The organism is Mycobacterium sp. (genome assembly GCF_035653355.1).
GTDB lineage: Bacteria > Actinomycetota > Actinomycetes > Mycobacteriales > Mycobacteriaceae > Mycobacterium.
Window position 1 is genome coordinate 1 of record NZ_DASRBZ010000147.1, and the last position, 18,853, is coordinate 18,853.

Here is an 18,853-nt window from a genome sequence, read left to right on the forward strand (position 1 = left end):
ATCCGAGGCGGCTACAACGTCTACCCCCGGGAGATCGAGGAAGTGTTGTTCGACTACCCAGGTGTCGCCGCGGCGGCGGTGATCGGCAACCCGGACGAGAAGCTCGGCCAGGAGGTGCTGGCCTTCGTAGTCGCCAAAGAGGGCGTGAAGCTGACTTCGGACGAGCTGGTTGCGCACTGCAAGGAGCGCCTGGCCGCCTACAAATACCCGCGCGAAATCCGCATCATCGACGAGTTGCCGATGGGCCCGACCGGCAAGGTGCTCAAAAAGGAGCTGCGGCCCTAGGGTTCAGATCGTCTGGTGGCGGCCGAAGTACTTGTGGTCTTCGCGTCTCCCTTCGACGCTCGGCAGAACGCATGACGGCTACCCGAAGACCCGCGCACACAAACGGAGGAGCCGAATGCGCCCGGTAATCTCGCTGCCGTGTTGTTGACCTCGCTGGGCCCCGCCGCTGTCGATATGAGCGATGCCGTGCGGATCGGCGACGTCGCGTTGAGCCGCAGCGATCTGGCCGGTGCGGCGACCTCGGTGGCCGAGCGGGTCGGCGGTGCTAGCCGGGTTGCGGTGTTGGCCACGCCGAGCGCCTCCACAGTGTTGGCCATCACCGGTTGCCTGATTGCCGGTGTGCCGGTGGTGCCGGTGCCCGCCGATGTCGGACAGGCCGAGCAGCACCATATCCTCACCGACTCGGGTGCCCAGGCGTGGCTCGGGCCGGTGCCTGAGCAGCCGGAGGGCCTACCGCACATCCCGGTGCGACTGCACGCCCGCTCCTGGCACCGCTACCCGGAGCCGTCGCCGGATTCCATTGCGCTGGTGATCTATACCTCGGGTACCACCGGCCCGCCCAAGGGAGTGCAATTGAGCCGGCGGGCGATCGCCGCCGATCTCGATGCGCTGGCAAAGGCCTGGCAGTGGAGCGCCGACGACGTGTTGGTGCACGGGCTGCCGCTATTTCATGTGCACGGGCTGGTGTTGGGCTTGCTCGGGTCGCTGCGGATCGGAAATCGGTTCGTGCACACCGGAAAACCAACGCCCGCAGCGTACTTTGAGGCTGGTGGCACCCTGTATTTCGGCGTCCCCACCGTATGGTCGCGGGTAGTGGCCGATCCTGCGGCCGCTGAGGCGCTAAGGCCTGCGCGGCTACTGGTGTCCGGCAGCGCCCCGTTGCCGGTGGCGGTGTTCGAGCAGCTTGCGCAGCTCACCGGACACCGGCCTGTCGAACGGTACGGCAGTACCGAATCGCTGATCACGGTGTCCACCCGCGCGGACGGGGAGCGTCGCGCAGGCTGGGTGGGCCTGCCGTTGGAGGGTGTCGAGACCCGGCTGGTCGACGACGACGGCCATCCGGCCACGCATGACGGCGAAACCATTGCACGGCTTCAGGTTCGCGGTCCGACACTGTTCGACGGCTACCTGAATCGACCCGACGCCACCGCCGAGGTGTTCGATGGTGACGGCTGGTATCGCACCGGTGACGTCGCGGTGGTCGACTCCGGCGGCATGCATCGCATCGTGGGCCGCGAGTCCGTGGACCTAATTAAATCTGGCGGGTACCGTGTCGGCGCAGGCGAAGTCGAAGCGGCACTCCTCGGGCACCCGGGTGTGGACGAAGTGGCAGTCGTCGGGCTGCCCGATGACGACCTGGGTCAGCGGATCGTGGCGTTCATCGTCGGTGACGCTCAACCGCCGGAGCTGATTGACTATGTCGCCCAACAGCTTTCGGTGCACAAACGACCGCGGGAAGTGCGCGTGGTGGACAGCCTGCCGCGCAATGCCATGGGCAAGGTGCTCAAGAAGGAGCTGCTGACATGGGGCTGACGTTCGACGAGATCTGCATCGACGCGGAAAACCCAACCGCGCTCGGCACTTGGTGGTCGACGGTCCTGGGCTGGCCGCACGAAATCGACACCGACGGCGACGTCGTCCTCCATCCGCCGGCCGGGGCCGGGCCGGACTGGATTTTTCTTCGGGTACCGGACAAGCGAATTGTCAAGAACCGCATCCACTTCGACTTTCGGCCCGACAACCAGCAGGTCGAAGTCGAACGGGTGCTTGAACTCGGCGCTCGCCGTGTCGATATCGGGCAGGGTGATGACGCGAGCTGGGTGGTACTAGCGGACCCCGAAGGCAACGAGTTCTGCATTCTGTCGGCCGATTGAGCGGCCGAGCGTCGTGGTTGTACATCGTTAGTGGCGTGTCGGTGTACAGACACGCACGCTCGCGCCATAGCTAGTTCGCGTGCAGGTCTTGGTTGAGCGCGATCCCTTGACCGTCGCGGGACACCACTTCGACCGCGCCGGTCAGTGAATTGCGGCGAAACAGCATGTTGTTGCCGCCGGAGAGCTCGCGGGCCTTGACCGAGGTGCCGTCGGGCAAGCTGACTTTGGTGCCGGCGGTGACATAGAGGCCGGCCTCAACGACGCAGTCGTCACCCAGCGAGATCCCCAGCCCCGAATTGGCGCCCAGCAGACAGCGTTTGCCGATGGAAATGATTTCGGTGCCACCGCCAGACAGCGTGCCCATGATCGAAGCGCCGCCCCCGATGTCGGAACCGTCACCGACCACCACGCCCGCCGAGATGCGGCCTTCGACCATCGAGGTACCCAACGTGCCGGCGTTGTAGTTGACGAATCCCTCGTGCATCACGGTGGTGCCCGCTGCCAGGTGAGCGCCCAGCCGAACCCGGTCGGCGTCGGCGATACGCACCCCGCCGGGTACCACGTAGTCGACCATCCTGGGGAACTTGTCGATGCCATACACCGTGACCGGCCCGCGACGGCGCAGCCGCGCGCGCACCGCCTCGAAACCTTCGACGGCACACGGACCGTGGTTGGTCCACACCACATTGGTCAAGATCCCGAAGAAGCCGTCGGTGTTCAGCCCATGCGGCGCGACCAGCCGGTGCGACAGCAGATGCAGCCGCAGATACGCGTCATAGGCATCGGAAGCCTTATCGTCCAGCAAGCCGATCACCGTGCGGATCGCCACCGTTTCGGTGCCCCGGTCCTCGTCGCGGCCGGCCAACGCGGCCAGGTCGTCGGGAACCTCGGCCAACGACAGCCGCACCGTGCCGTTTTCGCCCGAGGACTCGATCAGTTCAGGCTCGGGAAACCAGGCGTCGAGGACCGATCCGTTGGCGGCGAGCGTTGCCAGCCCGATACCGGAAGCTCCAGTCACATGCTTCACGCTACTTTCCGCCGGCCGAACACACGCGAAGGCCCCCGACACGCCGGCGAAAGGGAGACTCTTGTGTCTGCTCGGCATACTGAAACCGTGCTGAACCTCCACGGCGACCCGATCGAACTGACCGCGGCGCTGGTCGACATCCCCAGCGAGTCGCGGGCCGAAGGGCGCATTGCCGACGAGGTAGAGGCCGCGTTGCGTGACCAGACGACGGGTTTAGAGATCATCCGCAACGGCAACGCCGTACTGGCCCGCACGCACCTCGGCCGGCCGACACGGGTGCTGCTTGCCGGCCACCTCGACACCGTCCCGGTAGCCGATAACCTGCCAAGCCGCAGAGATGGCGAGCTGCTGCACGGCTGCGGCACTGTCGACATGAAATCCGGTGACGCTGTCTTCCTGCACCTGGCCGCCACGGTCGCTACGCCCGTGCACGACTTGACGCTTGTGCTGTACGACTGCGAGGAAATCGAATCAGCGGCAAACGGTTTGGGGCGCATCGAACGCGAATTGCCGGACTGGCTAGACGCCGACGTCGCGGTCCTCGGCGAGCCCACCGCCGGATACATCGAGGCGGGCTGCCAGGGCACGCTGCGCGTCGTCGTCCACGCCAGCGGAACCCGGGCCCATTCTGCGCGATCTTGGTTGGGCGACAACGCAATTCACAAACTGGGCGCCGTGCTCGAGCGGCTCGCACGCTATCAGGCCCGCAGTGTCGAAATCGACGGCTGCACGTACCGCGAGGGTTTGTCGGCAGTGCGCATCGACGGCGGCGTTGCCGGCAACATCATTCCCGACGCCGCTTCGGTGACCGTCAACTATCGTTTCGCCCCGGACCGTTCGGCGGCTGAGGCGTTGCAACACGTTCGCGACGTCTTGGACGGCCTCGACGTGCGGATCGAGCAGACCGACGTTGCGGCCGGCGCGCTACCCGGATTGTCCAAGCCCGCTGCCAAAGCCTTGGTCGAGGCGGCGGCTGGCCAGGTCCGGGCGAAATACGGTTGGACCGATGTGGCGCGGTTCGCCGCTCGGGGCATCCCCGCGCTGAATTACGGGCCCGGCGACCCCAATCTGGCACACCGCCGCGACGAGCGGGTGCCGGTGCAGCAAATCACCGCCGCGGCCGACATGCTGCGCCGCTATCTGACCAGCTGAGCCCGCCGGGCCTGGGCTGCGGCGTCGGCAGCGGCTGGATGCATCCCCGCCTCGGCGAGGTCGGCGGCCACGTCGGCCAGTGCGGCGAAATCGCCCGCGGCAAGCGCGCGGGCATGAGCCAGCGTCAGCCTGCCCAGCACGCAGTCCACTTCCACGACGAGGCGTTGAGCTCGATACACCGCGCGCATATCACCCAGCCGCGTCGCGTCCTGCAGCGCGCGAAGCGCAATCGCCGACTGCCCGCCGCGTTCAGCGGCCTGGACAGCCACCCGTGCGGCGTCGATCGCTCCGGTCTGGTCGCCGCGGGCCGATTTCGACCACGCTTTGGCCAGTGCCAGCTCGGGGGTGAACAGGGCCGATTTCAGGCCGTGCCGAGACTCGGCCCGGCTCAACACCTTTGCCGCCTCAACTTGTTCACCTCGCTGGCCCAGCGCCTGCGCGAGCAGCATCAACGACAACGGCCCCCACGAATAACCTGTCCGCGTCAGCGCACCGGCGGCCGGGCCTAGCAGCGTCACTGCGGTGTCGAAGTCGCCCTGGGCGATCGCTACATACGCGACGAGCACCTCGCCGATCGCCCTGCCTGGTTGCTGCAGCTCGGCGAAATCGGTGTACCGCTGCGCCACCGAGCGTGCCGCGTCCAGCCGTCCCGCCATGACCAGCGTCGTGACCCGGGCCAAGCCGCTGGTGAACCTCAACAAACCCGGATGCTCGCCAGCGACCGCCCGGGCGGCCAGCGCTTCGACGTTGTCGAACAGGCCAGCGCGAGCCGAGCACAGCGCCGCAGTCGATGCCGCCCAACCCACGCCCACGTCGTCAGCGTGCGGTGACGCCAGCACGTCGGTGGCGATCCGCAGCGCACGCAGCGGGGTGCCGGAGTTCATCGCGAAGGTCGCTGCCAGCGCGTCGAGGGTGGCCTTGGCAGCTGGCGCCGCGACTCGCTGGCGGGTGGTGTGCAGGAAGGCTGTGGCCCGCTCCGGCTCGTTGAGCATCCAGAACTGGTTGGCCGCCCGCGGCAGTGCCCACGCCATCAGCTCGGTGTCCGTCAGCGTGTTGGGATCGACTGCGGCCAGCACTGCTCCGGCCTCTCGGCCGTGGCCCTGCCACGCGAGCGTGTAGGCCAACGCCAGCCGCGCCGCCAGCCCATCTGTCTGGTCCAGCGCTGCTCGCGCCAGCCGTTCGGCGAGCACCAGGTCGCCAAGCCGCAGCGCCTGCTGCGCCGCACTGACCAGGTCGGCGACCGGGGCGGGGGTGTCGCTGTCGACCGCTAGCGCTGCCAGTCGCAGTTGGTCGATGACATGGTCGGACGGATGCTTTGCCAGCTGTGCGACCACCGCTGCGCGCAGCGATCGCGCGCGCTGCGGTGTCAGCGCGGCGCGGGCGCGTTCGCCGTAGAGCGGATGGGCCGGGTGCGCCAGTCCGTGGTCGTCGACGGCGACTACGCCCCCGGCGTCCTCGACGGCCTGCCCGCCGGCTAACGCCGCCAAGTCGGCGCGGGACAGTGGTTCGGCGATGGCCAGGTAGTCCAGCATGGTGCGCGCCGGCTCCGACAGCGCGCTGACGTGGCCGTCGATCAGGGCGGACAGCGACAACCGCTCGTCGTCGACGTAGCGCCAGCCGTCGTCGGCCCGCACCAGGACGCCATCTTCGACAATGTGGCGCAGATACAGCGGGTTGCCCCTGCTGCGACCGAAGACGTCGTCAGCCACCGGTTTCGGTAGCGGCTCACCCAGCGCCGACTCCAACACCGCCGCAGCCTGCTGGGCATCCAGTGGCTGCACCTCGATGCGGCTGAGCAGCTGATCGGTCCACAACGCGGTGACGACGTCGGCCAGCTGAGTGTCCGAGCGCGCAGTGACCAAAAGCCGCGCTGAACCGCTCAGGGCCAGCTGATACACCAGCGTGGCGGACAGGCTATCCAACTCGTGCGCGTCGTCGACGATCAAAAGCAGATCGCCGTCCGCGCTGGTGAGTGATTCGCGCGCGGAGCGCAGCAGCGCCGCGGGTCGCCCGATGTCGGCGAGGCGGACCAGATGGCGGAAGGCGCTGAACGGGATCGTTTGCGCCGGCGCGCTGCCCACAGCCCACCGCACGAGCGTCGACGGCCGCTGCGCAGCGAACCTCCGGGCGGCGGCGCGAACCAATGTCGTCTTTCCCACGCCGTCGGGCCCAACGAGCACGGCGCCGCAAACCTGCGAGCTTTCCAGTGCGCCCGCCACCTGCGTTACGACCGTTTCGTCCGGCGCGGCTACCCAGGGCACCGCCGGATTTTATTGCCCACACACGAGCTGGCAGGGCGATAGCCCGAAATGCACTCCGCGGCAACGCTGGTCTACGTTTCGTTTGTGAAACCGAAGCGGTTGGCGGTGTGCGTCTACTGCGCGTCCGGGCCGACCCATCCGGAGCTGCTGGCGCTGGCCGCGCGGGTCGGCGAGGCGATCGCTGACCGCGGCTGGGTCTTGGTGTGGGGCGGTGGCAACGTTTCGGCGATGGGCGCATTGGCCACTGCGGCGCGGGCTCGGGGTGGATGGACCGTCGGCGTGATCCCCAAAATGCTGGTGCACCGAGAGCTGGCGGATACCGACGCCGACGAGTTGATCGTCACCGACACCATGCGCGAGCGCAAACAGGTCATGGAAGACCGCGCCGACGCGTTTATCGCGCTGCCCGGCGGCATCGGGACGCTGGAGGAGCTGTTTGAGACCTGGACAGCGGGGTATCTCGGCGTGCACGACAAACCGGTGGTGATGCTTGACCCGGACGGGCACTACGACGGGCTGCGGGCATGGCTGTACGGGCTGATCGACACTGGATACGTCTCGCAGATGGCCCTGGACCGGCTGGTGGTAGTCGACGACGTGGAGGCGGCCCTGGCGGCGTGCGCACCTCGCTGAAGCGGCCGGGCAAACCGCGTTAGGCTGGCCGCCGACTGCGGTTCAGCGAAATGGGGGACCCACATGGCGGACAAAGTGTCCGATCACGGCTCCGACACCCGTACAGGCGTCGGACTGGCCGACATCGCAACGCGGCTGCCTGGCCTGTTGCCCGACCTGCCGGTGATGCTGCGCGGCGGGCTGACGGGACTGTTGCCCCAGCGCAACTCGAAGGCCTCGATCGGCAAGGTGTTCCAGGAGCGGGCCGCCCGCTATGGGGACCGCATCTTCCTGCGGTTCGGAGACCAGCAACTGACCTACCGCGAGGCCAACGAAACCACCAACCGCTACGCCGCGGTGCTCGCTGCGCGGGGTGTCGGGCACGGCGACGTGGTCGGCATCATGCTGCGCAACTCGCCCAACGCGGTGCTGATGATGCTGGCCGTAGTCAAGTGCGGAGCGATCGCGGGCATGATCAACTACCACCAGCGCGGCGAGGTGCTGGCCCATAGCCTGGGCTTGCTCGACGCCAAAGTGCTGGTCGCCGAATCCGATCTGGTCAGCGCGGTCAGTGAGTCCGGGGCGCCCGCCGATCCGATCACCATCGAGGAACTCGAGCGGCTCGCCGCCACTGCGCCGACCACCAACCCGGCGTCGGCGTCGGCGGTGCTGGCCAAGGACACCGCGTTCTACATCTTCACCTCGGGCACGACCGGCTTCCCGAAAGCCAGCGTGATGACGCATTTCCGGTGGCTGCGGGCGCTGGCCGCGTTCGGCGGGGTCGGGCTGCGACTGCACAGCAGCGACACGTTGTACTGCTGCCTGCCGCTGTATCACAACAACGCGCTGACGGTCGCGGTCGCGTCGGTGATCAACTCCGGTGCGACGCTGGCGCTGGGCAAGTCGTTTTCGGCGTCGCGGTTTTGGGACGAGGTAATCGCCAACGACGCGACGGCCTTCATCTACATCGGCGAAATCTGCCGGTATCTGCTCAACCAGCCGTCGAAGCCGACCGACCGCGCGCACAAGGTGCGGCTGATCGCCGGCAACGGGGTGCGCCCGGAGATCTGGGACGAGTTCACGACACGGTTCGGCATCCAGCGGGTGTGTGAGTTCTACGCCGCCAGCGAAGGCAACACCGCGTTCATCAACATCCTCAACGTGCCCAAGACGACCGGGGTCTCGCCGCTGCCGTTGGCGTACGTGGAGTACGACCCCGACACCGGCGCCCCGCTGCGCGACGAGAACGGCCGGGTGCGCCGCGTGCCTCCCGGGCAGCCGGGCCTACTGCTCAGCCCGGTCAACAGACTGCAGCCCTACGACGGCTACACCGATCCGGCCGCCAGCGAAAAGAAGTTGGTACGCAACGCTTTCCGCAAGGGCGACTGCTGGTTCAACACCGGCGACGTGATGCGCCCGCAGGGCATGGGTCACGCCGCGTTCGTCGACCGGCTCGGCGACACGTTCCGGTGGAAGGGCGAAAACGTCGCCACCACCCAGGTCGAGGCGGCGCTGGCGGCCGATGAGTCCGTCGAGGAATGCGCGGTCTACGGAGTCGAAATTCCGCGCACCGGCGGCCGGGCCGGAATGGCGGCGGTCAAGCTCCGCGACGGCGCCGAGTTCGACGGCAAGGCGCTCGCGCGCACGGTGTACGACCGGCTGCCGGTCTACGCGTTACCGCTGTTCGTGCGGGTAGTGGAGTCGATGGAACACACCACGACATTCAAGAGCCGCAAGGTCGACTTGCGTGAACAGGCTTATGGCCCCGGCATCGAGGATCCGCTCTACGTGTTGGCCAGCCGCGACGAGGGCTACGTGCCGTTCTATCCCGAATACCCCGACGAGGTCGCGGCCGGTAAGCGACCGCAGGCGTAAGCCTGGGGGAGCGCGCCGGCCCAGAAACAGAAGCCGGTAAGCGACCGCAGGCGTAAGCCTGGGGGAGCGCGCCGGCGTCGGTGGCATCGCGACTGCGGCGACGCCGTGCATCTGGCGCTCCCAGTAGCCGTGGGCCCAGTCTCGATTACTCAAAAGCCGGGCGACGCGGCCACCCCCGCGACCAGGCACCATAGACAAGTGCAGTCAACGCTTTGTGGGCGCCCGGTGGCCGCTGATCGCGCGCTGATCATGGCGATCGTCAACCGCACCCCGGATTCGTTTTACGACCGGGGCGCCACATTCAGCGACGACGCGGCCAAGGCGGCTGTGCATCAAGCGGTCGCCGACGGCGCCGACGTGATCGATATCGGCGGCGTCAAAGCCGCTCCCGGCGACAACGTCGACGCCACGACCGAAGCCGCCCGCGTAGTGCCGCTCATCGAATGGCTGCGTAGCACTTATCCGGACCAGCTGATCAGCGTCGACACCTGGCGCTCGTCGGTAGCCCGGCAGGCCTGCAGGGCGGGCGCGGACCTGATCAACGACACCTGGGGCGGCGTCGACCCCGAGCTGCCGAAGGTCGCCGCCGAGTTCGGCGCCGGTCTGGTCTGCTCACACACCGGTGGTGCGGCCCCGCGTACTCGGCCGTTCCGAGTGAGCTACGGGACCACGACTCGCGGCGTGGTCGACGACGTGATTCGGGAACTGACCGCCGCGGCCGAACGCGCGGTCGCAGCCGGAGTGGCCCGCGACCGGATACTGGTCGACCCGACCCACGACTTCGGCAAGAACACCTTCCACGGGCTAGCGTTATTGCGCCACGTAGACGAGCTTGTCAACACCGGATGGCCCGTCTTGATGGCACTGAGCAACAAAGACTTCGTCGGGGAGACACTCGGCGTGGAGCTCACCGAGCGGCTGGAGGGGACACTGGCAGCCACTGCGCTCGCGGCCGCTGCTGGCGCCCGGATGTTTCGTGTGCATCAGGTGGCCCCGACGCGCCGCGTGCTGGAGATGGTGGCCTCCATCTACGGCACACGTCCGCCGACCCGCACGGTGAGAGGACTTGCTTGACGTCCTCCCTGGACTGAAGTCCGGGGATTCCAACCCGGTCCTACCCGCCTAGTCAGCAGGAGAGCAGAGTTGAGGTTCACAGTTCATAGACCGCCCTGCGGCGAGGTCTCCCTGTGCTGCTACCGCCCGTCCGGCGGCGATGTTACGGGCAGCGTTCACATCGGCGTTGCACGATCCCATGCCGCAGGCGACGCAGGCGAAGACCGCTTGGCTCTTGCGGTTTTCGGTTGCGACGTGCCCGCAGACCGAGCATCGTTGCGACGTGTACGCAGCCGGAACCCGCTCGACTCGGCCAGCAGCTTTGCGGTCGAGCCGGGCAACCAGCCGGCCCCACGCTTGATGACTGATCGCGCGGTTGAGGCCCCGTTTTTGTGCGACATGAACACCCGGTTGGTGAACCGTGCCGCGCGCAGATCGGGTCATCGCCCGCACGTCGAGGTCCTCCACTCGAACAGTGTCGAATCGGCGCGCAAGATCGGTGGTGGTCTTTTCCACCCAATCGCGTCGTCGATCCGCTTCGCGGGCTTTAAGCTTCGCGATCGCCAGCTTTGTGCGCTGTCGGCGGTTGGAGCCACGGTTGGCGCGCGCGAGGCGTTGCTGCAGGCGACGCAACCGGTTGCGCTCACCAGGGGTGAGGCGAGGGGTGTGCAGCAGCTCGCCGGTGGACAGTGCCGCCGACACCGCCACCCCGCGATCCACGCCGACCACGCTGCCATCGCCCGGCCCCGGGATCGGGTCAGGGATGTCGGCGAACGCGACATGCCAGCGCCCGGCTCGATCCAAAGTGATGCGGTAGGACTTCACGCCCGCGGGCACCGGGCGAGTGCAGCGGAATCGGACCCACCCGACCTTGGGCACCCATACCCGCCCATAGCGACGGTTGAGCTTTTCGACGTGTCGCGGCTTGACCCCGACTTGTCGGAAGCCTTCATGCACGCCGGCCTTGCGCCACGACGGGCGACGGTGGGTACCGGCGAAGAAGTTGCGCATGGCCTGTGCGAAATCCCGCAGCGCCTGCTGTTGCACTGTCTGCGACCCGACCGCCAACCAGTCGTATTCGGCGCGGACCTCGGTCAACTGCGCCGACTGCTCCTTGTAACCCGGTGCGTGACGCCCTGGCTGCCACATCTGCTGTTGCTCTACGGCCAGGTTCCATACGAACCGCGCATGCCGGCAATGCTCCGCCAATACCGACCGCTGTGCTGGCGTCGGCAACAATCGGAACCGCGACATGCCTGCAATGTAGCGACGGCTACCGACACCGATGGGGATTGCACGCCAGTGCATGTCGGGGACGTTTCTCCGCGGCATAACAACCGCGGGTTTCCGCCGAAGGAGTTCAGATGACGGCATCAGAGCTGGTCGATCTCGTCAGCGATGGGGTTCTCACTGCCCGGCCGGGAGACGCCTGGCTGTCGGACCGCAGCTGGAACCGTCCCAGCTGGACGATTGCCGAGCTGGAGGCGGCGAAGGCCGACCGGACGATCTCGGTGGTACTGCCGGCCCTCAACGAGGAAGAGACCATCGAATCGGTCATCGACAGCATCTCGCCGCTGGTCGGTGGGCTCGTCGATGAGCTGATCGTGCTGGATTCCGGCTCCACCGACGACACCGAGATCCGCGCCATCGCCGCCGGCGCCCGCGTCGTCACCCGCGAACAGGCCCTGCCGGAGGTCCCAACTCGGCCGGGCAAGGGGGAGGTGTTGTGGCGTTCGCTCGCGGCCACTGGCGGTGACATCGTGGTGTTCGTCGACTCCGACTTGATCGACCCGGACCCCATGTTCGTGCCCTGGCTGGTCGGCCCGTTGCTAACAAGCGACGGCATCCACCTCGTCAAGAGCTTCTACCGGCGACCCCTCAATGTCAGCGGCAGCGAAGTGGCTACCGGGGGCGGTCGGGTGACTGAACTGGTGGCGCGTCCGCTGCTGGCGGCGCTGCGGCCCGAATTGGGTTGCGTGCTGCAGCCGCTGGGCGGCGAGTACGCGGCCAGCCGGGAGCTGCTGACGTCGCTGCCCTTCGCGCCGGGCTACGGCGTCGAGATCGGCTTATTGGTCGACACCTACGACCGGCTCGGCCTGGACGCCATCGCCCAGGTCAACCTGGGTGTGCGGGCACACCGCAACCGGTCGCTGGCCGAGCTGGGCGCAATGAGCCGTCAGGTCATCGCGACGCTGTTGTCGCGCTGCGGCATCCCCGACTCGGGTGTCGGGCTCACCCAGTTCTTCGCCGACGGCGACGGCTATACGCCCCGTACCTGGCCGGTGTCGTTGGCCGACCGCCCGCCGATGAACGCACAGCGCCCACGCTGAGTGTCGGGGCCACGCGGCGTGGGATAAGGCAGGATCGGTGACGTGGCGTTGGTGTTGCTCTATCTGGTCGTTTTGATCCTCTTGGCGCTACTGCTGTTCGGCGTAGCCAGCCTGGTGTTCGGCCGCGGTGAGCAGCTGCCCCCGCTGCCTCGGGCGACCACCGCAACCGCGTTGCCCGTCTCGGGTGTTACCCGCGCTGACGTCGACGCGGTGAAGTTCACCCAGGTGCTGCGCGGGTACAAGACCAGCGAGGTGGACTGGGTGCTGGACCGGCTCGGGCAGGAGATCGACTTGCTGCGCGGTCAGCTTTCCGCACGCGACGCCTTGGGCGCCGAGGCCGACGACGATGACAGCCGCAAGGACGCTTCAGCCCAACAGGACCGCGGGTGAGTGCGCCCACCGATGACGGGCTGGTTCGTTGCGGCTGGGCCACCGCACCGTTGGCCACCGACCTGTACCGCGACTACCACGATCGAGAGTGGGGCCGACCGGTGCACGACGGGGTGGCGTTGTTCGAGCGGATGAGCCTTGAGGCCTTCCAAAGCGGGCTTTCGTGGTTGATCATCCTGCGCAAGCGTGAGAACTTTCGACGGGCCTTCGCGCGCTTCGACATCGAGACGGTCGCCGGCTACACCGACGACGACGTGGCGCGGCTGATGGCTGACGACGGAATCGTCCGCAACCGGGCCAAAATCGAAGCGACCATCGCCAACGCGCGTGCGGCCGCCGACTTGGGATCCGCCGATGACCTGTCGGAATTGCTGTGGTCGTTCGCGCCCCCACCGCGGCCGCGGCCCATCGATGCGTCGCAAATCCCTTCAGCCACTTCGGAGTCCACCGCGATGGCACGGGAATTGAAACGGCGCGGATTTCGGTTCGTCGGACCAACCACGGCCTATGCCTTGATGCAGGCCACCGGGATGGTCGACGACCACCTCAGCACCTGCTGGGTGCCGTCGACCGCCCAGTAGGATCCTCCAGAACCGGGTCTTGTACACCCTGTTCGTTCCGATAGGGAACAATAGGGGGGTGAATTGGCAGTTCAATGCTGGGTATCGGGCGTACCCGGCCTGGACCAGGTCCGTGACGACGGGCCGGCTCGAACCTGGAGGGAGTACTCGATGGCGGCGATGAAGCCCCGGACCGGAGACGGTCCTCTGGAAGCGACCAAGGAGGGGCGCGGCATCGTGATGCGGGTACCACTAGAGGGCGGTGGTCGACTCGTCGTCGAACTCACGCCCGACGAAGCCGCCGCTCTGGGTGACGAACTCAAGGGCGTCACCAGCTAACCGGGTTCAGCCAAACCCACCCGGCGTCCGGCGAGCGGTTGTTGCTAGGCGCACACTTTCCGGTAGATATCCAATGTCTGTTCAGCGATGTGCGCCCAGGAGAATTCGTCGATGCACCGCTGGCGTCCGGCCCGGCCGTAGCGCTCTGCCTTCTCAGGATCATCCACCAGAGCGTTGACCGCCTCAGCCAAGCCGGCTTCATAGCGGGCCGGATCGGCGGGGTCGTAGTGCACTAGCGAGCCGGTAACTCCGTCGGCGACGACCTCAGGTATGCCGCCGACGTCGGAGGCCACCACCGCGGTCGCGCAGGCCATCGCTTCCAGGTTGACGATCCCCAGCGGTTCATAGACCGACGGGCACACGAAAACAATTGCAGCTGAAAGTATTTCGCGTATCTCCCCGATAGGGAGCATGTCGCGGACCCAGAACACCCCGGTGCGTGTGCGGGCCAAGTCGGTTACCGCCGCGGACACTTCGGCTGCGATCTCCGGAGTGTCCGGGGCGCCGGCGCACAGCACCAGCTGCAGCTCAGGATTGAACCGGTGCGCCGCCGCCACCAAGTGTGCAACGCCTTTCTGCCGGGTAATGCGGCCCACGAACGCCACAATGGGCCGGGTGCGGTCGACGCCGAGTTGGGCGAGCACCGACTCGTCGGCTTGCGGCTCGGTCGGATACCACACGTCGGTGTCAATCCCGTTCCGCACCACGTGCACTCGGCTGGGATCCAACGCGGAATAGAGCCGCAGCACGTCGTCACGCATGCCCGAGCTGACCGCGATGACGGCGTCGGCAGCGTTCAATGCGGTGTCCTCTACCCACGACGACAGCCGGTAGCCCCCGCCGAGTTGCTCGGCCTTCCATGGCCGCAGCGGCTCAAGTGAATGAGCGGTCACCACATGGGGGATGTCGTAGAGCAGCGCGGCCAAATGCCCGCCCAGCCCGGCGTACCAGGTGTGCGAATGCACGACGTCGGCACCCGCTGCCGCATTGGCCATCACCAGATCGGTTGACAACGTCGACAGCGCCGGGTTGGCGCCGCGCAGCCGCGGGTCGGGCTGATGCGCGAACGCCGCCGCGCGGGGAGCGCCCATGCAGTGCACGTCGACCTCGCACAGGCGGCGCAATTGCGCCACCAGCTCGGTGACGTGCACTCCTGCGCCGCCGTATACCTCAGGTGGGTACTCCCGGGTCATCATTGCCACCCGCATACTCGGCACGCTAGCCCGGCGACGACGAGGGCCGCCAGCGACCCGAGCAGGAGCCGGGCCATCGAATCCAGTCGGCGACGACGAGGCCCGCCAGCGGCCCGAGGAGGAGCCGGGCCATCGAACCCCGTCGTTGTGGTTTGCCTTTGTGGCTGGGCGGCAATCCCTACGCCGAACTGAGTCAAATACCTTGACGGACAGTCCGTCAACGCGGGCAATCAAGCGATTGCGCTGGCAGGGGCTCAGGGCGGCCGATAGGTTTAAGCCATGAGGGAAGCGCCAGACGTGCTGGGCATCGTCCTGGCCGGGGGGGAGGGCAAGCGGCTCTACCCGTTAACCGCGGACAGGGCAAAGCCCGCGGTTCCCTTCGGCGGCGCTTATCGGCTCATCGACTTCGTGCTGTCCAATCTCGTCAACGCCCGGTATCTCAGGATCTGCGTTCTCACCCAGTACAAGTCGCACTCGCTTGACCGCCACATTTCGCAGAACTGGCGATTGAGCGGCTTGGCCGGTGAATACATCACTCCGGTGCCGGCCCAGCAGCGGCTCGGACCGCGCTGGTATACCGGCTCCGCTGACGCCATCTATCAGTCGATGAACCTCATCTACGACGAGGACCCCGATTACATAGTGGTTTTCGGCGCCGACCACGTGTATCGGATGGATCCCGAGCAGATGGTCCAGTTTCACATCGACAGCGGGGCAGGCGCGACGGTGGCCGGTATCCGGGTGCCCCGCGCGGAGGCCAGTGCGTTCGGTTGCTTAGACGCCGACGACTCCGGCCGAATCCGCAGCTTTGTGGAGAAGCCGGCCGAACCGCCGGGCACGCCCGACGACCCGGAGTCCACCTTCGTGTCGATGGGCAACTACATCTTCACCACGAAGGTGCTCATCGACGCGATCCGCGCCGATGCCGAGGACGACCACTCCGATCACGACATGGGCGGCGACATCATCCCCCGTCTGGTGGCCGACGGATTGGCTGCGGTCTACGACTTTTCCGACAACGAGGTGCCGGGCGCCACCGACCGCGATCGCGGCTACTGGCGTGACGTGGGAACGCTGGACGCGTTCTACGACGCGCACATGGATCTGGTGTCGGTGCATCCGGTGTTCAATCTCTACAACAAGCGCTGGCCGATCCGCGGTGCGACGGAAAACCTGGCACCGGCGAAGTTCGTCAACGGCGGCTCCGCGCAGGAGTCGGTGGTCGGTGCGGGCAGCATCATCTCCGCGGCATCAGTGCGCAATTCGGTCCTCTCGTCGAACGTCGTCGTGGATGACGGCGCGATCGTCGAAGGCAGCGTGATCATGCCCGGCACCCGGGTGGGCCGCGGCGCGGTCGTGCGTCACGCGATCCTGGACAAGAACGTCGTCGTTGGGCCCGGCGAGATGGTTGGCGTCGACTTGGAGAAGGACCGGGAACGGTTCGCGATCAGCGCCGGCGGCGTGGTTGCCGTCGGCAAAGGGGTGTGGATTTAGCGGCGGTGACGGCGTCGTCACCACACGTACGGAACCAACCGGTAGTGCACGTCCTGCATGTATTCGCCGTATCCGGCTAATTCTTGGGTGAGCAATCTTTCTTCGTCACGGATACGAAGCGCCAGCACAATCGAACCCAAAATTACGAAGACGAGTCCCCAATAGGACCCGAGCGCCAGCGGGATGCCCAGCATCATGAGGACGTTCCCGGTGTACATGGGATGCCGTACCAACCCATACAGACCGGTGGACACCAGCTTCTGGTCCGCCTCGACCTGCACCGTCGCGGCGGCATAGCTGTTTTGGAAGACCACCAGCATGGCAACGCCAAGCCCGGCCGCTACCAGGATGTCGCCGACCACCGAGATTGTCGCCGGTACCGACGACCAGCCAAACCGATGGTCGAGGACGCTGACCACGACCATGGCGAACAGCGAGAAGAACGAGAACGCGATAATGAGCTTCTGCAGCGTTCGCGGTTCGGCCATCGGCCCTCCACGCATCCGTCGTTGGAGTGCAGCAGGGTTCGTACGTAGCAGGTAGACGCTCGGGCTCCACGTCGAGACGACAAACACGACGATAAAAAGCCATGCCTGCCAGTAATCGAACGTTCCGGCCGGCACAAACAGTAGCAATCCGAGTACGAGGAGCCCAACGACGGCGAATGCGACTAGTTTTGCAACGATTTTCACCGGTCCTCCGTTTGCCGACTAATAGCGCAGATTCCGTCGCCGGAAAGTCGCCACTCCCAACACAATCAGCGCCGCATCGATCAGCAGCAACCACAACAGCGGAACCGCCGTGAAGTTACCGCCGGAGCCGACCCGAGGGATATGGGCGAACGGTTCGAGGTCCAGCACCCACTGCGGGGCGCCCGACAGCGAACCGATCAGATAGATGGCGACGAAGCCGACCAGCACGCCCCAGGCGACCGTGGTGAACCGCGGCATCAGCCCGAACAAGGCCGCCGTAACGGCCGCGAGCAGCCACACGGCGGGCAGCTGTACCGCCGCAGTGCCGACGACCGTGGCCAGTTTGCCCGCGACGTCACCGGCCGCGACGCCGTAGCTAAGGCCGGCTGTCACCCCGCCAAGCAGCATCGCAGCTGCCGGCGCGCCCATAGCTATCGTCAAATGAGTTGCAGCCCAACGGATTCGACCAACACCGCCAGCCAATATCGTTTCGGCCCGTGTGGTGGCCTCCTCCTGGTGTAGGCGCAGGCTCAGCGATACCGCGAACGCGGCCGCCGCCATCCCCAGCATGCTGAACGCCACCGCGAGGAAAGCCTGCTCAACTGCGCCGGTGCCGCCCATCCGCACGACGATGTCGCGGGCAGCCGAGCTGCCGATCTCCTCGCCGATGCCGTGCACGATGCTGCCGATCAGCACGCCGTAAAGACACAGCCCGACGGTCCAGATCAGCACACCACCGCGGTCCAGCCGCCATGCCAGGCCTGCCGCGCCCCGCAGCGACCAGCCGGCCTTCTCTGGTCCGGAACGTTCGGCGATCAATCCCGCGCCGACGTCGCGTCGCGCCAACAGCAGGTAGGCCGCGACGGTAAGCGCGACGGTCGTCAACACATGCAGTGAAAGCACCCACCAGCGGTCCCCGGCATACGGGCGCACCTGCAACGACCAGCCCAGCGGTGACAGCCACGAAAGGGCACCCGAGCCGGCGTCACCGACGGCGCGCAGGGAAAACGCGACCGCCAGCACTGAGAAGGCCGCGCTGCGGGTGAAACGGGCGCTGGGCGACAGTTGCGCCGCCAGCGCGGCTACCGCGGTGAACACCAGACCGGATGCGGCCAGCGCCGCGCCGAAGGCAAGCGATCCGCCGGAGGGAACGTCGGTGCTCAGCAGTCCGGCGGCACCGATGACACCGGTGGCAATCGACGCCCCGCACGACAACAGCAAGGCAGCCGTCAAACTGGCGTATCGGCCGACCGACGTCGAGTCGAGCAACTCCGCACGGCCGGTCTCTTCGTCGGCGCGGGTATGGCGAATCACCGTGAGGATCACCGCGATAGCGATGAGCAAGTGGAACATCCCGGCTTTCCAGATCCCGACGGCGCCGAGGTTGTCCGCATAGATCTGCCCGTAGAGCGCCCGCTGCGCCGGGCTTGCCATGATCGAGGCCGCAAAAGCAGCCCGGGCAGCCTGGTCCGGATACACCTTCTCGATGCTGCCGACGTAGACGGTGGCCAGCGGCACCGACAGCAGCAGCACCCACAGCGGCAGCACGATGCGGTCGCGGCGCAGGTATAGCCGCAGCAGGCCAAGCGTTCCGGAAAAGTTCGATTTCCGCGCCGGCGGCGCGTGGTGAGCTGGTCGGTGCGGTCGGTCCAGCGTGGCTGTGCTCATTGGCGCCCCTTCTCCATCCCTGCTACGCCGGTATCAAGGTCGTTGGCG

At 66.9% G+C, this 18,853-nt stretch carries 18 protein-coding genes; 12 read left to right on the forward strand and 6 right to left on the reverse strand.

Annotated features, from left to right (window positions below; genetic code table 11):
* From VFA16_RS04725 to VFA16_RS04735, 3 genes are all read left to right on the forward strand, one after another.
* Positions 1 to 285 (forward strand): AMP-binding enzyme (locus tag VFA16_RS04725; RefSeq protein WP_414687640.1); only part of this gene is annotated, 285 nt, incomplete at its 5' end.
* Between the two features lie 138 nt (positions 286 to 423).
* Complete coding sequence (locus VFA16_RS04730; RefSeq protein ID WP_324966699.1) at positions 424 to 1,818, forward strand: acyl-CoA synthetase; 1,395 nt, start codon at positions 424 to 426, stop codon at positions 1,816 to 1,818.
* Positions 1,809 to 2,159, forward strand: coding sequence for a VOC family protein (locus VFA16_RS04735; RefSeq protein WP_324966700.1), 351 nt, complete (start codon positions 1,809 to 1,811; stop codon positions 2,157 to 2,159). The genes VFA16_RS04730 and VFA16_RS04735 overlap by 10 nt, the downstream gene beginning before the upstream one ends.
* 70 nt (positions 2,160 to 2,229) lie before the next feature.
* Here VFA16_RS04735 and dapD read toward each other — a convergent pair whose 3' ends face one another.
* Positions 2,230 to 3,186 carry a 2,3,4,5-tetrahydropyridine-2,6-dicarboxylate N-succinyltransferase gene (gene dapD, locus VFA16_RS04740; protein WP_324966701.1) on the reverse strand — a complete coding sequence of 319 codons (957 nt, stop codon included), beginning with the start codon at positions 3,184 to 3,186 and terminating at the stop codon, positions 2,230 to 2,232.
* Between the two features lie 87 nt (positions 3,187 to 3,273).
* Here dapD and dapE point away from each other — a divergent pair, with 87 nt between their 5' ends.
* Positions 3,274 to 4,338 (forward strand): succinyl-diaminopimelate desuccinylase, encoded by a 1,065-nt coding sequence (dapE, locus tag VFA16_RS04745; RefSeq protein ID WP_324966730.1) that lies wholly within the window; start codon positions 3,274 to 3,276, stop codon positions 4,336 to 4,338.
* Here dapE and VFA16_RS04750 read toward each other — a convergent pair.
* A complete protein-coding gene (locus VFA16_RS04750) occupies positions 4,323 to 6,599 on the reverse strand; it encodes an AAA family ATPase (RefSeq protein WP_324966702.1) in 2,277 nt (758 codons plus the stop codon). The two genes, dapE and VFA16_RS04750, sit on opposite strands and share 16 nt — an antisense overlap.
* 48 nt (positions 6,600 to 6,647) lie before the next feature.
* Between VFA16_RS04750 and VFA16_RS04755 the strand changes: the two genes are divergently transcribed.
* The 3 genes from VFA16_RS04755 to folP all read left to right on the forward strand — a co-directional run bounded on the left by VFA16_RS04755 (position 6,648) and on the right by folP (position 10,160).
* Entirely contained in the window at positions 6,648 to 7,232 is a 585-nt protein-coding gene (locus VFA16_RS04755) for a TIGR00730 family Rossman fold protein (protein ID WP_414687641.1), read from the forward strand.
* Between the two features lie 63 nt (positions 7,233 to 7,295).
* The gene (gene fadD6 / locus VFA16_RS04760) at positions 7,296 to 9,086 is read left to right on the forward strand and encodes a long-chain-acyl-CoA synthetase FadD6 (RefSeq protein WP_324966704.1); all 1,791 of its coding nucleotides are present in this window, start codon (positions 7,296 to 7,298) and stop codon (positions 9,084 to 9,086) included.
* A 249-nt stretch (positions 9,087 to 9,335) separates the two neighbouring features.
* On the forward strand, positions 9,336 to 10,160 hold the full coding sequence (folP, locus tag VFA16_RS04765) for a dihydropteroate synthase (protein ID WP_324966731.1): 825 nt from the start codon (positions 9,336 to 9,338) through the stop codon (positions 10,158 to 10,160).
* Positions 10,161 to 10,208: 48 nt separating this feature from the next.
* Here the strand turns inward: folP and VFA16_RS04770 are convergent, their stop codons facing one another.
* Entirely contained in the window at positions 10,209 to 11,393 is a 1,185-nt protein-coding gene (locus tag VFA16_RS04770; protein WP_324966705.1) for a transposase, read from the reverse strand.
* A gap of 110 nt (positions 11,394 to 11,503) precedes the next feature.
* Here VFA16_RS04770 and VFA16_RS04775 point away from each other — a divergent pair, with 110 nt between their 5' ends.
* The 4 genes from VFA16_RS04775 to VFA16_RS04790 all read left to right on the forward strand — a co-directional run bounded on the left by VFA16_RS04775 (position 11,504) and on the right by VFA16_RS04790 (position 13,758).
* Positions 11,504 to 12,469, forward strand: coding sequence for a glucosyl-3-phosphoglycerate synthase (locus VFA16_RS04775; RefSeq protein ID WP_324966706.1), 966 nt, complete (start codon positions 11,504 to 11,506; stop codon positions 12,467 to 12,469).
* A gap of 42 nt (positions 12,470 to 12,511) precedes the next feature.
* Complete coding sequence (locus VFA16_RS04780; RefSeq protein WP_324966707.1) at positions 12,512 to 12,859, forward strand: DivIVA domain-containing protein; 348 nt, start codon at positions 12,512 to 12,514, stop codon at positions 12,857 to 12,859.
* Positions 12,856 to 13,440 (forward strand): DNA-3-methyladenine glycosylase I, encoded by a 585-nt coding sequence (locus VFA16_RS04785; protein WP_324966708.1) that lies wholly within the window; start codon positions 12,856 to 12,858, stop codon positions 13,438 to 13,440. Before VFA16_RS04780 ends, VFA16_RS04785 begins: the two co-directional genes overlap by 4 nt.
* A gap of 150 nt (positions 13,441 to 13,590) precedes the next feature.
* On the forward strand, positions 13,591 to 13,758 hold the full coding sequence (locus tag VFA16_RS04790) for a DUF3117 domain-containing protein (protein WP_003406247.1): 168 nt from the start codon (positions 13,591 to 13,593) through the stop codon (positions 13,756 to 13,758).
* Between the two features lie 44 nt (positions 13,759 to 13,802).
* On the opposite strand, the gene glgA is transcribed toward VFA16_RS04790, so the two are convergent.
* On the reverse strand, positions 13,803 to 14,966 hold the full coding sequence (gene glgA, locus VFA16_RS04795) for a glycogen synthase (protein ID WP_324966709.1): 1,164 nt from the start codon (positions 14,964 to 14,966) through the stop codon (positions 13,803 to 13,805).
* A 264-nt stretch (positions 14,967 to 15,230) separates the two neighbouring features.
* Between glgA and glgC the strand changes: the two genes are divergently transcribed.
* The gene (gene glgC, locus VFA16_RS04800; protein ID WP_324966710.1) at positions 15,231 to 16,445 is read left to right on the forward strand and encodes a glucose-1-phosphate adenylyltransferase; all 1,215 of its coding nucleotides are present in this window, start codon (positions 15,231 to 15,233) and stop codon (positions 16,443 to 16,445) included.
* A gap of 17 nt (positions 16,446 to 16,462) precedes the next feature.
* Here the strand turns inward: glgC and VFA16_RS04805 are convergent, their stop codons facing one another.
* Together VFA16_RS04805 and VFA16_RS04810 are read right to left on the reverse strand one after the other, a co-directional pair.
* The gene (locus VFA16_RS04805) at positions 16,463 to 17,137 is read right to left on the reverse strand and encodes an isoprenylcysteine carboxylmethyltransferase family protein (RefSeq protein ID WP_324966711.1); all 675 of its coding nucleotides are present in this window, start codon (positions 17,135 to 17,137) and stop codon (positions 16,463 to 16,465) included.
* A gap of 18 nt (positions 17,138 to 17,155) precedes the next feature.
* Entirely contained in the window at positions 17,156 to 18,805 is a 1,650-nt protein-coding gene (locus VFA16_RS04810) for an ABC transporter permease (RefSeq protein ID WP_324966712.1), read from the reverse strand.
* Positions 18,806 to 18,853 lie beyond the last annotated feature (48 nt).